The organism is Chryseobacterium rhizoplanae (genome assembly GCF_900182655.1).
Taxonomy (GTDB): Bacteria; Bacteroidota; Bacteroidia; order Flavobacteriales; family Weeksellaceae; genus Chryseobacterium; species Chryseobacterium rhizoplanae.
The window spans coordinates 298,086-312,171 of sequence record NZ_FXTC01000004.1; the positions used below are offsets into that span (position 1 = coordinate 298,086).

The 14,086-nt window shown below is 34.5% G+C and carries 10 protein-coding genes; 5 read left to right on the forward strand and 5 right to left on the reverse strand.

What is annotated here, in order from left to right; all coding sequences use genetic code 11:
• Positions 1–289: 289 nt before the first annotated feature.
• Genes pgl through gndA form a run of 3 tightly spaced genes read right to left on the reverse strand, consistent with a single transcriptional unit; the run spans position 290 to position 3,941 of the window.
• Positions 290–1,000 (reverse strand): 6-phosphogluconolactonase, encoded by a 711-nt coding sequence (gene pgl / locus FN817_RS12060; protein WP_142718132.1) that lies wholly within the window; start codon positions 998–1,000, stop codon positions 290–292.
• 27 nt (positions 1,001–1,027) lie between these two features.
• On the reverse strand, positions 1,028–2,509 hold the full coding sequence (gene zwf / locus FN817_RS12065; protein ID WP_142718133.1) for a glucose-6-phosphate dehydrogenase: 1,482 nt from the start codon (positions 2,507–2,509) through the stop codon (positions 1,028–1,030).
• Between the two features lie 13 nt (positions 2,510–2,522).
• Positions 2,523–3,941: an NADP-dependent phosphogluconate dehydrogenase gene (gene gndA, locus FN817_RS12070; protein ID WP_142718134.1), complete on the reverse strand. Its 1,419-nt coding sequence runs from the start codon at positions 3,939–3,941 to the stop codon at positions 2,523–2,525.
• 251 nt (positions 3,942–4,192) lie between these two features.
• Between gndA and FN817_RS12075 the strand changes: the two genes are divergently transcribed.
• Positions 4,193–4,552 (forward strand): prevent-host-death protein, encoded by a 360-nt coding sequence (locus tag FN817_RS12075; protein WP_142718135.1) that lies wholly within the window; start codon positions 4,193–4,195, stop codon positions 4,550–4,552.
• Between the two features lie 165 nt (positions 4,553–4,717).
• Here the strand turns inward: FN817_RS12075 and FN817_RS12080 are convergent, their stop codons facing one another.
• Complete coding sequence (locus tag FN817_RS12080) at positions 4,718–5,473, reverse strand: response regulator transcription factor (RefSeq protein WP_142718136.1); 756 nt, start codon at positions 5,471–5,473, stop codon at positions 4,718–4,720.
• Positions 5,474–6,158: 685 nt separating this feature from the next.
• Between FN817_RS12080 and FN817_RS12085 the strand changes: the two genes are divergently transcribed.
• Together FN817_RS12085 and FN817_RS12090 are read left to right on the forward strand one after the other, a co-directional pair.
• Positions 6,159–8,981 (forward strand): T9SS type B sorting domain-containing protein, encoded by a 2,823-nt coding sequence (locus FN817_RS12085; RefSeq protein WP_142718137.1) that lies wholly within the window; start codon positions 6,159–6,161, stop codon positions 8,979–8,981.
• Positions 8,982–9,031: 50 nt separating this feature from the next.
• On the forward strand, positions 9,032–9,469 hold the full coding sequence (locus FN817_RS12090; protein ID WP_142718138.1) for a hypothetical protein: 438 nt from the start codon (positions 9,032–9,034) through the stop codon (positions 9,467–9,469).
• A 399-nt stretch (positions 9,470–9,868) separates the two neighbouring features.
• Here the strand turns inward: FN817_RS12090 and FN817_RS12100 are convergent, their stop codons facing one another.
• Complete coding sequence (locus FN817_RS12100; RefSeq protein WP_142718140.1) at positions 9,869–11,308, reverse strand: tetratricopeptide repeat protein; 1,440 nt, start codon at positions 11,306–11,308, stop codon at positions 9,869–9,871.
• A 599-nt stretch (positions 11,309–11,907) separates the two neighbouring features.
• On the opposite strand from FN817_RS12100, the gene FN817_RS12105 reads away from it, so the two are divergent.
• Complete coding sequence (locus tag FN817_RS12105) at positions 11,908–12,684, forward strand: hypothetical protein (protein WP_142718141.1); 777 nt, start codon at positions 11,908–11,910, stop codon at positions 12,682–12,684.
• A 765-nt stretch (positions 12,685–13,449) separates the two neighbouring features.
• The gene (locus FN817_RS12110) at positions 13,450–14,037 is read left to right on the forward strand and encodes a TetR/AcrR family transcriptional regulator (protein WP_142718142.1); all 588 of its coding nucleotides are present in this window, start codon (positions 13,450–13,452) and stop codon (positions 14,035–14,037) included.
• Positions 14,038–14,086: the final 49 nt, after the last annotated feature.

Sequence of the window (14,086 nt, forward strand, 5' to 3'; positions counted from 1 at the left end):
ACACTCTGAAGTGTCTTATTTTGTATATTTGCTTCAAACTAATAACCATTTTACATAGAAACACTATTGAGTTGGAAAAAATTAAAAAGTTTCGAACACAAGCAACTAAGGTAAAAACACTAAATGAAACAGTATCATTAGCTCTTTAATGATGCTGTTTTTAAATTTAAAGTTCAGATTTTTGATTGTGAAGTACAAAAAATTGTATATACCGGTTTCGGTATAGAATAGTTGATATGAAGAGAGACTGTCCTAGGACAGTCTCTTATTTTTAAAGGTTAGAATTTTGTTACCCTTTTGCTTTTTCATCTGTAAAAAAATGATATCCATCCTTTTTCTCAATGAGTTGTAATGGATATAATGATGGATTATACTCACCGTTCAGCACTTCATTCAATGCATGTTTCTTCGATTCACCAAATGCTATTACCAGAATATTTTCAGCATTATTGATTACAGGCGCAGTCAAAGTAATCCTGAACATTTCCTGAGGTTTCAGATAATAGGCAGAAACCCACTTTTCTTTTTCATTTAAAACCTCCTCGCCAGGAAATAGAGAAGCGGTATGACCGTCATCTCCCATACCTAAAAGGATAAAATCAAAAATACCATCATTGCCAAGAATTCTTCTGATCTGCTCTTCGTAAGTCTTTGCATAATCCCCAGGGGTTTTATCTTCAGCATACATCGGAAAAATATGGCTCTTATCAACAGGAACATGGCTGAGAAGCGTTTCATCCGTCATTCTGAAGTTGCTTTTATCATCATGTAAAGGAACCCATCTTTCATCTACCCAAAAAAAGTAAACTTTATTCCATTCAATCTGTTCTGCATATTTCCGGGTCGCCAATAGTTTAAAAATAGCTTTGGGAGAAGATCCCCCACTCAACGCCACTACAAAACGGTCATTCTTCTGAATAGATTTTTTTGAAAGGTCAACAAACGCATCCGCAGCCTCTGTGTACAGTTTTTCCAGATTGTCAAATACTGTAATATTCATTTTTTGTCTGTTTAAATTTTATATTATTTATACCCAGCTGTGTCCTTGTCTTTCCACCAAAGCATTAACGTCTTCGGGACCCCAGCTTCCTGCTTTATAATTAGGGAAGGATAAATCTTTATTATTTTCCCAGGCCTCCTGTATTGTTGTAACAACATCCCAGGCTTCTTCCACCTGATCGGAACGCATAAATAAGGTAAGATCTCCTATAAGAGCATCCTGTAAAAGGGTTTCATAGGCTTCCGGGGTATCTTCCTGGCAGGCAAAATTATCAAAAATCATTTCTGCAGGCTTCAAATCCAAGGTCAATCCTGGTTTTTTTGTCATAAACTGCAATCTGATATCCATCATTGGCTGAATATTAATAATCAACCTGTTCGCTGACAAAAGATGCGGACTGTCTGAAAATGTGGAATGAGGAAGCGGTTTAAACTGAATGGTAATATAAGAGTGCTTTTCTTTCATTTTCTTTCCTGTACGAACATAAAAAGGAACATCCTGCCACCTTTCATTATCAAGATAAAACTTTATTGCAGCAAAAGTTTCTGTATTGGAATCCGAAGCAATTCCGTCTTCCTGACGATAACCTTTCACTTCTACACCATTTATGGTCCCTTTTGCATATTGACCTCGTACAGCGTAATGATCTACCTGATCGGGAGAAATTCTGCGGATACATTTTAAAACATCTACTTTGCGGTCTCTGATTTCGCCAGACTGCAACGAAGCAGGTGGTTCCATAGCCACCATACAAAGAATCTGCAAAAGGTGGTTCTGAATCATATCCCTCAAAGCACCCGTCTGTTCATAGAAAGCACCTCTTGTCTCCACTCCTACTTCTTCAGCTACGGTAATCTGCACAGATTCAATATATTTATGCTTCCATAAAGGTTCAAAAATTGAGTTTCCGAATCTGAAAGCCAATATATTCTGCACTGTTTCTTTTCCCAGATAATGATCAATACGATAGATCTGTTCTTCTTCAAAGGTTTTTGCCAGAAGACTATTCAGTTCAATCGCCGACTGTTTATTATGACCAAAAGGCTTTTCAATAATAATACGGTCTTTTTTCGGATCGGAAGCTAATGCTGTCGTTTTTATATGATTGGAAATGGTAGAAATGAAATTAGGTCCTATTGAAAGATAAAATAACCTGTTGGCTCTCATTCCGTAAACAGCATCAAAATCCTGCAATTTCTGCTGTAAATTCTGATAAGAACTTTCTTCATCCAGCTGATGCTGAAAGTAAGTAATATGAGCCTGAAAACCAGCCCAGTCTTCGGAAGTTACTTTTTTTCTGGAGAAGCTTTCCAGATTTTCTTTGATATAATTTCTAAAGAGTTCATCGGTATTTTCAGCTCTTCCCAAAGCCACAATATTGAAGCCTTTGGGCATTCTGCCGTCGATGTATAAGTTATAAAATGCCGGAAAAAGTTTTCTTTTTGCCAGATCTCCCGTTGCACCAAAAATAACGATAGATGTTGGCTGCAAGATTTTATTTTGATTCATTTTTTTCCGAATTTTAATTGTTTGCACTTTGCCAAGAAGTATGGAATACTCCTTCCCTGTCAGTACGCTGATAGGTATGAGCTCCGAAATAATCACGCTGAGCCTGGATCAGATTCACAGGAAGAGATTCTGTGGTGTAAGCATCAAAATATCCCAAAGCTGTCTGAATTCCCAAACTTGAAATACCGTTTGCAGCAGCATATCCGGCAGTTTTTCTTAAGGCTTTGATTTTCGATTTTACCAATTCAGAAATATCGTGATCAAGCAGAATATTAGAAAGATCAGGGTTTTGAGTATAGGCAGAATAGAATTTTTCCAGCAATACGGAACGAATGATACATCCTCCTCTCCAGATTTTCACAACATCTTTCAGTGGAATTTCAAAACCGTATTCCACAGATGCCTTTACCAGTAAAGACAAACCTTGTGCATAGCTGATTAATGTTGAAAGAAAAAGAGCATCACCCACTTCCCTGATAAACAATTCTGTATTTTCCGGTTTTGTGATTTCCTTTTCAGCATATATTTTAGAAGCCTGAACTCTCTCATCCTTATAGGCGGATAAAATTCTTGAAGTTACCGCAATATCAATGGTAGGAATAGAAACACCGATTTCCATGGCCTGCTCAGAAGTCCATTTTCCGGTTCCTTTCGCTCCTGCCTTATCTAAAATCTGATCAACAAGATAATTTTCTGTGAATGAATCCTTTTGAGTAAAAATATCTCTGGTAATTTCTATAAGGAATGAATTCATTTCTCCATCATTCCAGTCTCTGAAAACTTCATACAGCTGTTCGTTATTCAGCCCGGCTCCTCTTTTAAGCAGATCATAAGCTTCACTGATAAGCTGCATAATGGCATATTCAATACCGTTGTGCACCATTTTCACGTAGTTGCCGGCAGATCCTTTCCCCATATACGCTGTACACGCTTCGTTGTCTACTTTAGCAGCAATAGCTTCAAGCATTGGCTTAAGAAGTTTGAAAGCTTCCAGATCACCTCCAGGCATTATACTGGGACCTCTTCTGGCTCCTTTTTCTCCTCCTGAAACTCCCATTCCCATAAAATGCAGTTTTTTAGATGCCAGATCAGCAACACGCCTGTTGGTATCTTCAAAATAAGAATTCCCTGCATCTATTACGATATCACCTTCATTCAGAAGCGGGGTAATGTTTTCCAGCACTGCGTCTACAGGTTTTCCTGCAGGAACCATAAGAATAATTTTCCTTGGGACTTCTAATGCAGATACAAAATCTTCTAAAGAGCCTGTACCTTTTACTTTCATTTCTGAAGTGGCACCGATCTCTAATTCTTTTACTTTCTCCTGATCAAGATCAAATCCTGCGATTGAAAATCCGTTGTCAGCAATATTGTAAAGAAGATTCCGCCCCATCACTCCAAGGCCAACTATTCCATAACTATATCTTTCCATTATATTGGTATTAATATGAATTTTTAATTACAGAGAATAAAATTACGTAAATGCCTATAAGGAAAAAAATAAAGGACGAAAAAAAATCATAAGACTTCCGTTTCCCCCTCATTTATAAGCTACTAATATTCACATTTTCATACAGTTTTCATTTTATAGAATAAAATTCAATCATTATTATGGTAATCATCTATTAAAACAGTCTGTTTTTTGGTATAATTAAACTTATATTTGCCAAAATTTATAAAGTAATGAACTATAAACTTGAACTCAACACTCAGGAACCTAATTCTAAAATCGTTTTTAATACCATCAAATTTGATTCGTTCAAGATTAATATAGTTGAAAGATATATCGGGTCAATGAAGGCTCGTCCTACATTATGTGAAGTTTTATTTAAGGTAAGAACTTTGGATGATGTATTAATCAACAGAAGAGATGGTAATATAAGAGTAAAGATTAAAGGTGATGATTTCGAAACATATCAGAAATTATCCAGAGGCCTTAATTCTTATGAGTACAAAAACAAATTGATCAACAGAAAAGAGGTAGAAGAAAATTATGTTCATTTCATCCTGAGTTTAGTGATCACAAATTACCAGCTTAATTAAGCTGTTGTGGGAATTGTCTCTCTATTTTTGTAGAGAGACAATTTTCAAAAAATATACTGCATAGGAAGCAGTGATTTTTATTATTCTGAAAACTGTAAAACTACCTGTAAAAGAATATTTGTTTTCAGCACTTTCGATCTGAAATACTTTTAAGCGAAATAAGGTTTAAATTAAATTATTCGTTATTACGTAGGATATTGCTTCTATAATATTTTTCACGCCAATTCTTTCGAACAATTTGCTCCTGTGAAATTTTATGGTACTGGGTGACACATACAATTGTTCTGCAATTTCTTCTATTTTCAACCCCTGAAGATACAATCTTATAATTTCAATTTCCCTTATTTTTAAGGTGATTTTACACTCTTCCGTCCATTTTCCTGTAAAGAGATTATATTTCCAATACGTTTCTGAGGTATTGGATATGATCCGGATATTTCCTGCAGTCCGATTAAGGGAATAGGATACTACACAGGCTATTTTAGAAATTTCGCCATCATCATTAAGTTCTATAGGCGTAATCCTTTGATTGACAAGAACATCTATGCTATTTTCATTTTTAAGATGGAAATCATAAGTAATGGTGTGTACCTTTTTCTCTTCAGGTGAAAGGCATTCAAAGAATTTAAGGCCAGTAGTTCTCACCCTTCGTAGTATTTCAAGATCTTCTTTCTTGGCATATTTCCGAAAAAAATTATACCCCATTTTTTCAACCTCAGCAGCCCGAAAGCCCGAGAAAAGAAGAGGATTCTCTGAAATAAATTTCAGTTTTCTGGTATTAAAATCTTCAATATAAACGGAACCCACACTGGTTCCCAATACTGCTTTGAGCACATTAAAATATTCGTTTGCACTCTCTTTTTCAAAAATTGTTGGACCAGACGTGTTCCTGGGAAACAATAAATTTATTTTATCACTCATATTCTTGACATAATAATAAGGGTGAAAAACTATTTTTTCTATTGATTATTTTTGCAAACATATTTATAATTAAATTAATAAAAAACCCATCAAAAACTAATTATAATTAACGTAAGTTTGCAAAATATTTATTTTAATAACAAAAAAATATTAAATTAACTAATTTTATTACATTTTTCACATTTAAAAAGAAACTTTTATGCATTATACACGTAATGAAACAGGATTAAGTTTAAAAAATCACAAAAAAACATTTATTATTAAAAGAAAAATTAAATATTCTCTTTACTAAAGCACTTCAACAAAAGTTCATTTTAAATTAATTCATTAAACTTTGATTTAAAAACTATACGAAAGTATAGCCTTTTTATATTATAATTAAATTATTTTTACCCTAACCATAAAATAAAGATTAATCTAAGAAATATATAAGAATGAAGAAATCCAGATCTATTAAAACTACTAACTAATGGACCTATAAGTGGACGTTTTATATCAAACCAACACTAATTTGCCTTTGAAATCATTCCATCTATTTTATCCTGTTATTTTTCTGTTAATCTATTGATTACTTTTTTGATAGAAATACACATGGAAATAGATAATTCATAAAAAATTAATAACGTAATCATAATCATTTTAAAAAAAAGAATTCGTAATTTTTAGAATCAAAATTCAGCAATGCATGAAAAGTTTTATATTTAGTTTATTGTTCCTGATATTGGGCTTACCTCTTTTGGCTCAAAGAGACACAGATCATTGGTTTGCACCTTATTATGCCTCTGTAAATTATACACAGGCACTATATCTTTCTACCGATTCTGTAACTCCTTTTGTTGTTACAATTAACAGCAATAACGTCCCGATTGGTAATGTAACCATCAGCAAAGGGGCTCCTCAGACTTTTGTAGTACCCATTGGTAATATAGCTGCTAATGTTACGTCAGATGCCTTCACCACTATCAATAAAGGTTTATATGTACAAGGGGCCAAGCCATTCTACTGTTCATTAAGAATGGTAAGCAGTACTACACACGCTGAAATTATAACAAGTAAAGGAAAAGCCGGGATTGGTAAAGAATTTTATGTAGCCGGAACTCCTACTACCGCATCATCAACCATATATAACTTCACCGCAGGTATATTGGCAACAGAAAACAATACAGCTATCACTGTTACATGGAACGGAAATGTAACATTTTTTGGAGGAACACCGGCAAGTCATACGCAAACAATTACTCTTAACAAAGGACAGTCTTTTATTTTTGCGGGAGGCGCAGGAGCCGGAGGTCAAAATCTTTCGGCTTTTATTGGAGCTAAAATTGTTTCTGATAAACCAATTACCCTTACCAACGGAAATGTCAATGGAAATTTTGGAAGCAACACAAGTACGGGATCGGATGCAATTCTTGATCAGGCTGTACCTACGGATAGACTGGGAAGCACTTTTGCAATGGTAAGAACAAGATCAACTAATGCCGATTTGGAGGGAGGTATCATTATAGGCACAGAAAACAATACACAAATATTCATCAATGGTTCCAACACCCCTATTGCAACCATCAACAGTGGGGAATTTTACAGAATTTTAGGAAGCAACTATGTTCAGCAGGGAACTTCCGGACACTTTAATATGTTTATTACGACTTCAAAAAATGTCTATTTATATCAGTTGGTTTCTGTAAATAACAGCAGTGCAACCTGTGGCTTCAACTACATCCCTCCATTGAACTGTTTTTTACCCCGAAAAATTGAAGAAATCGGGAAGATCAATGAGATGCCAACGGGACCGGGAGTAACAAGTACTGTTCCAACCGGAGCTGTTGTAAAACTGAATATTTTAACGGAAACCGGAGCTAATGTAACGGTAAACGGAAATACACCTACAGCCGCACAAGGACCTTTCGCATTGACAGGAAATAGCAGCTGGGTGACGTATGCCATTCCATCTATCACCGGAAATATAACAGTGGTTTCTGATAAAGCTGTAACAGCAGGTATTAATGGTGGTTACAGTACATCCGGATACGGAGGTTATTTTGCGGGTTTCTCTTCTATCCCACTGATTTCAAAAAAAACAGGAGATTGTATTCCGGGTATTGTACTGGAAGTAAATGACAGCTACGACACCTACCAATGGTTCCTGAACGGAAACCCTATTACCGGAGCCAATACCAATACTTATACTCCGTTGATTTCTGGGAATTATACAGTAAAAATTGCAGTAAGCACTTGCCCTCCGGCAACTACCCCGGTTTATAAAGTATATACATGTCTTGTGGAATCTACAAAAGCAATTACTGTTTGTGAAGGACACCAGACTATCGTACCAGAATTTACCAATTCTAACCAGACTTATGTTCCTAGTACGGTAACTATCATTACTCCTCCGGCAAACGGCACAGCTACCATTGATGCAGCAGGAGTGATTAATTATGTTCCCAACTTCGGTTATCTGGGTACCGATACTATTGTTTATAAGTTTTGTGGAAACGACCCGGATTTTACAGATTGTGAACAGGTAACTGTAACACTAACGGTTTCTGAAAGCCCAATCGTCAAAGATGCAGCCTTAAGATCATGTTTCCAGCCGTCTAATCCTGTGCTTGGAATATTTAATTTAACAACGGCAGGAGTTAATGTACAACCGGGAACAATTAAGCAATACTATCCGTCTCCTACTGATGCACATAACGGGACAAATGAAATTCTGAATCCAGCCAATTACATTGCTCCTAACGGAGTGGTTTACATTAAGGTAAGCAATGCCAACGGATGTTACAAAATTGCAGAAGTAACCCTTACGGTTATTCCTCCTACCTACTCAGAAGTATTAAAGGATAAAATTATCTGTATGGAAAATACGACAACATTAGATGCTGGACCCGGCTATACTTCTTATGAATGGAGTACGGGAGCAACAACACAATCCATCAAGAATGTAGGAGTTGGAACCTATTGGGTAGATCTTAAAACCAGAGAATGCACGACCAGACAAACAGTGAAGATATACGCTTCTGAAAATCCTGTTATTTCAGATATTAATATTAACAATAATACGGTTACTTTAAACGTAATTGCAGGAACAGCACCTTATCAGTATTCGATGGACAATATCAACTGGCAGGATGAAAATATATTTACCAATATATCTCGCGGAAGCCATACTTTCTATGTAAGGGATTCATACAAATGCATTCCTGTGCAGGTAGAAATTACGGTTCCTAATCTGATCAATATTATCACTCCTAACGGTGACGGAATCAATGACGTCCTTGATTATTCTGCTTTGGCAAATAAAAATAATTTCACATTCAGCATCTATGACAGATATGGAAGCAAGCTTCATGTAGGAAGTAAATTAAACGGATTTAAATGGGACGGAGCTACGGATGGCAAAAAAGTACCTACCGGAACCTACTGGTTTGATATGGGCTGGAATGAAAACAATACAAAACAAACTCCAATAAAATACACAGGATGGGTTGTAGTAAAAAACAGAAATTAGTTCCAACCTTGCACAGTAAATCATTGGACATTTAAACCTCTATTTTTATTATGAAAAAGTTATTATATATATTCTTAATCATCACTTCAGGCTTACTTTGGGGCCAAAAAAACAGCAATGTACAATTTGCGGTTTACAATGATGCCATCGGAACTGCCAGTATGTTTGATCTTTACAAAAGCAGTATTGAAAAAGTAAACGTTTATAAAACCAAGGCCAGCCTGCCTTCTCATTTAAAGAAATTCGATTATCTTGCAGATAATGGTTTAATAGAGATCAGGTTTAAAAAAAATGAAGGTTATCCTGATAGTTTATCGTTGGAAATGCTTAACGAGCAGAGCAATCTTCCTAAAGACAGGCCCGTATTTATTGAAGGGTATCAATTTAATGATACCACTACCCGGGTTTACAATGATATGATTGCCAATATTGAACTTATAGATTTTAACGGACAAAAATGCATCCATATTTCCACCATAAGAAATTAATGACCGATATTGACGGGATACTAATTTAAAAACAGAGGCTATTTCATGAATGAGATAGTCTCTGTTTTTTTTTCATTGAAACGGATTAAAAATTAAGAATTATTTCCTGAATCAAAAAGAGATATAAACCATTATCTGTAATAGTATCTCTCTAAATAAATTGGTGTATCATTTTTTAAATACACACGATATGACATTACAGCGAAAAATGTTTCTTCCATTTAACAACAGTATTCCGGCTCAATTTAAAATATCTTGCCAATTCAGAATTACTCAACTTATTATTTTCCTGATAATCAACAATTTCAAGAATCGTTGATTCATCATAAGAACAATGTCTTTTATTATCAAACTCCACATAGGTGTTACAATAGCATTGAAATACTGAATTATAAGCTTCTAATTAATTTTTTTCATCCACAGATAAATATCCTCATCGGATGGAATCCCTAATCTTTTTCGCAAACGGTTTTTTCTGGTCTGTACAGATTGGGGCTGAACAAAAGTATATGCTGCAATATCTTTAGTAGAGAAATTAAGAAATAACAAAGCACAAAATTTTAATTCTGTACTCTGTAAGTGGGGTTCTATTTTCATTAGATTTGGAAAAAAATCAGGATATACTTCCTGAAATCGGGTAAGAAATTCAGGATCGTTATTTTTAGCCAGCTGAATGACTTCCTCAAAAGCAAAGTTCAATTTTTGATTAAGTTCCTGAGTTTCCTTTTCTTTTATATTTAGAATTTTATTTTTCTGATGTAAATTTTTTCTTACGAATACAATAAAAATAACTATACATAAGATTCCAATCCATACCGCATATATCAAAAACTTATTTTTAGCTTTTATTTTTTCTTCTTTCTGATTTACTAATTCCTGTACTGTATTTTCTATTGCAGGTCTTCTATTCTTTTCCAGACTGTCCTTAATTACGGTATATTTTTGAAGATATTTTTCTGCGGAATCTTTTTTACCCGTCTGGTGATAAACTCTTGCAATATTATTATACAGGTCTTGCTGTACCATAATATTTTTAACTTTTTTAACCAGATCAACGGCCTTTTGATAATTAGAAATAGCAGAATCATATTGCTGTTTATGCTCGCTGAGCAGACCTTTTACTTTATAGACCTGAAAATTATTATTCCCCAAAACCATCATCGGCCTGGATTCCAATGATTTAAACCTCGCTTCTGCTGACTTATATTTTTTCTCAGCAATATCTATTTCCACCAGCACCAGCGAATATGCTAAATATAGCCACTTAGGCTTATTCGCTTTCTTATCTTTATATTCTGAAACATTTTTAATTCCCTTTTCCAAATACCATCTGCATGAGTCCAGCTGGTTTTGTCTTCTGTACGCAATCCCTATCTCACAGTAAGCTCTGGATTTATCAAATACTCGAATGGTGTCAACAGAGATCTCATCGGCTAATTTCACATTTTCTTTAAATTCATTAATAGCTTCCTTATAAAGCCCCATATTGGTATAATTTAAAGCCAGCTGCCTCTTAATTCTGATCTGAAAATCAGGATTATTGCCAGTATATTCTTCTTTCATAGCCAATTTCAGATTTTCCAGCTCTTTCTGATAATCTTGTGAATTTGAATAATAAGACGCAAAATGAATATATCCCAAAGCAATTCCTTTGGAATAATGAATCCGCTGGGATTCTTTCAGAATAAATAAGCTTTTTTCCAGATAGCCTCCATCCATAGCCTGCCCTTTCAAACCTATTATATCAAGTTTATCAGATTCTGCATCAATATACTGAGGCGTTATTTTTTGCTGCGCAAAAAGTACTAGAGAGAAAAATAAAAGTAAAAATTTCATCATTTATTGGCGTTTTACAGATATCATAAATATAAATAATTATAACTATCAAAAAGAAAAATAAATTATTCGCAAATACAGAAAATAAGATGTATATATTCTTATTTCAGCTGCAATAATAGAAATTTAACAGTATACACCTATTACATGGCATATGACATAGATATGACATCAGAATTGAGCGGTTCTTTCAACTTGGTTTTCAGCAATATAATTTCTCATTAGTAAAGTTTCCGTATCATTATTAAAATCCCCCGTACATAATTGTGAAGACAAGAAATCATTGTATAGGTAAGCTTTTACCTTCATCCATGTTCCAATAATTATTCAATAGCCTTTTTACTTAAAGCCAAATGAAAGACATATTTTACATACAGTGAGAGCGTAAATTATAAAGCAAAGAATAGTATCTGATTAAAAATAGTATTTGATTATCAAAAAGTTAGAACCATGTCATAGCTATGTCATAGATGAAATTTTGCGCCGCATGAAGACACGAATGTAATATTGCAATAACAAAACATATCCTATTGATTTACAGTACATACAACTTACATATCTGTAACTCTAAGTGAAAAAAACAAATAAAAATCTTTACATCTATGAAAAAATTATTATTACCCATTGTTCTGCTAGCCTCATTGAATTTATACTCTCAGGTTGGTATTAAAACCACTACTCCACAGAAAACATTACATGTAAATGGTTCTTTACAGGTTGTAAATGAAGTGAATGTAGGTGGAGATGCCACAACAGCCGGTTCTTCTGGAACATCAGGACAAATTCTTACCTCTCAGGGACCAGGTAGTGCACCCGCATGGCAGACTTTGAATACAGTTAGCGGAAGTGTTAATGGTGCAAAGTACGTCCAAGGACTTGGTGAAGCTACAGCTACAGCGGGACAGACAATTGATGTACCGGGAGTTACTCTTACCGTCGTTGTTCCTGCCGGAAGAACCCAAACTCTTTTGTTTACTATTTTAGGATATGCATTAGATATTAGTACCGGGATAACTTCTCAGGGAGTTTTTTCCCTTGTACAGGATGGAACTAAAATTTCTTCGGCATATGTTTCTAAAGCAGGTATTTTTCCTAATAATGCTCAATCAAATTTATCTGTTACTGTGAATATTCCTTCCCTTAATAATAATTTTACTTTTCCAATAGCGCGTACTTTGGGAGGGTTGGTCAATATGCCTGTACCTGTAACCTTTCTAAAATCTGTAATTCTGACCGAAGGGACGTATGTGTTTAAAGTTCAGTACTCCGCATGGGCAGGAACAGCAAAAGTGAATGTAAATCCGGACACTTTCGCCGGATACAATCAAGATAAAGAATGTATGCTTACCAAAATGCAGGTATTGATATACAATAATTAACCCATCTAGAAAACATCTTTTGCAATACTGTAAAAGATGTTTTGATTCCAATTCCATTATTATGCTTTTTAAAACAGGTGAAGGAGACAGGCTTTTCTTCAGACAGACTCTGAATTTATGTAATGCAGTAGAAGTAACTTGAAGAGATGTACAAAGCAAATTTCTGGATGTAAAGATTTTTCTTGAATGGAAAAAGCTTCTAAATTATGTTTTTTTCAGGATCTATTCTCAGCATCTTTTGATCATTCACCTCCTTTATCTTCGGATTATTATCAAAAATCAATACAGAAAAAACATTGCTTCCGAAATTCAGAAAAAATATTTATACCGTTGAAATAATTGATTTTATTCTAACCCTTTTAAAAACAAATGAGAAAACCAAACAACAGATAATAGAAGATTACAAGATCCCAAAAACCACTTTATACAAATGGATAGAAAAATACTGACTGAGCTTTGAGCTCCTATAAATTAAGATTTTTAGTTGCTGCATACATTCTGGTATCCCTCAAGTGAGTGTATGCTTTTCCTTTACACTTTTTTATAAACCTGCGGTTCTATAACACAAATGAAAAGTATATCACTGCAGGATCTCGGTCCTGCAGCATGATATGACAATCATCTCAATGCAAAAAAATAATTAAATTTAACTTTCACTATTACAGATAGTTGTAAATAATATTTATCTTTTTCTCAAAATAAATTACAAAAAATTTTATTTTATGACCAATCGGTCATATATTTGTATCATTATTTAGTCTTATCATGGCAAAAGGAGAAGAAACCAGACAGTTCATTATAGAAAAAGCAGCACCTATTTTTAATACAAAAGGGATTGCCGCTACTTCTATGAGTGATATTATGGAAGCGACCAGGTTGTCTAAAGGCAGTATGTATGTTCATTTTGAAAATAAAGACGTTCTTGCCTGTGCTGCCGTTGAGCATAATATGAAATTATTAAGTGATAGACTTCAAAGAGTTTTGAGTGGTCATAAAACTGCCGAAGAGCAATTATTAGCTTATATTGATTTTTTCAGTGATCCTAATCATCCACCCGTTGTAGGAGGTTGTCCTCTATTAAATTTTGGAACGGAGGCTGATGACACCAATCCTATAGTCAAAGAAAAGGTAAACCGTGCCATTAAACAGGGACAGGAATTGCTTTCCGGCATTATCGAGAAAGGAATTGCCAATAAAGAATTCAGAGCAGACTGGAACCCGACTGATTTTGCAACCGTTCTTTTTGCCATGCTTGAAGGTGGTCATCTGATGTCCAGAATGTCTGGTAATAATGACAGAATGAAGGTTATTGGAAACAGTCTGAAAAAAATGATAGAGGAAAATAGAGTGTAATTTTTTTTACCAAAAAATATGACCGATCGGTCATTTAAATTAAATAGAA

Bases quoted from the DNA above. Each gene is read 5' to 3' on its own strand.
- pgl (WP_142718132.1), bottom strand. From the start codon at position 1,000: ATGAATATTACAGTATTTGACAATCTGGAAAAACTGTACACAGAGGCT.
- zwf (WP_142718133.1), bottom strand. From the start codon at position 2,509: ATGAATCAAAATAAAATCTTGCAGCCAACATCTATCGTTATTTTTGGT.
- gndA (WP_142718134.1), bottom strand. From the start codon at position 3,941: ATGGAAAGATATAGTTATGGAATAGTTGGCCTTGGAGTGATGGGGCGG.
- FN817_RS12075 (WP_142718135.1), top strand. From the start codon at position 4,193: ATGAACTATAAACTTGAACTCAACACTCAGGAACCTAATTCTAAAATC.
- FN817_RS12080 (WP_142718136.1), bottom strand. From the start codon at position 5,473: ATGAGTGATAAAATAAATTTATTGTTTCCCAGGAACACGTCTGGTCCA.
- FN817_RS12085 (WP_142718137.1), top strand. From the start codon at position 6,159: ATGAAAAGTTTTATATTTAGTTTATTGTTCCTGATATTGGGCTTACCT.
- FN817_RS12090 (WP_142718138.1), top strand. From the start codon at position 9,032: ATGAAAAAGTTATTATATATATTCTTAATCATCACTTCAGGCTTACTT.
- FN817_RS12100 (WP_142718140.1), bottom strand. From the start codon at position 11,308: ATGATGAAATTTTTACTTTTATTTTTCTCTCTAGTACTTTTTGCGCAG.
- FN817_RS12105 (WP_142718141.1), top strand. From the start codon at position 11,908: ATGAAAAAATTATTATTACCCATTGTTCTGCTAGCCTCATTGAATTTA.
- FN817_RS12110 (WP_142718142.1), top strand. From the start codon at position 13,450: ATGGCAAAAGGAGAAGAAACCAGACAGTTCATTATAGAAAAAGCAGCA.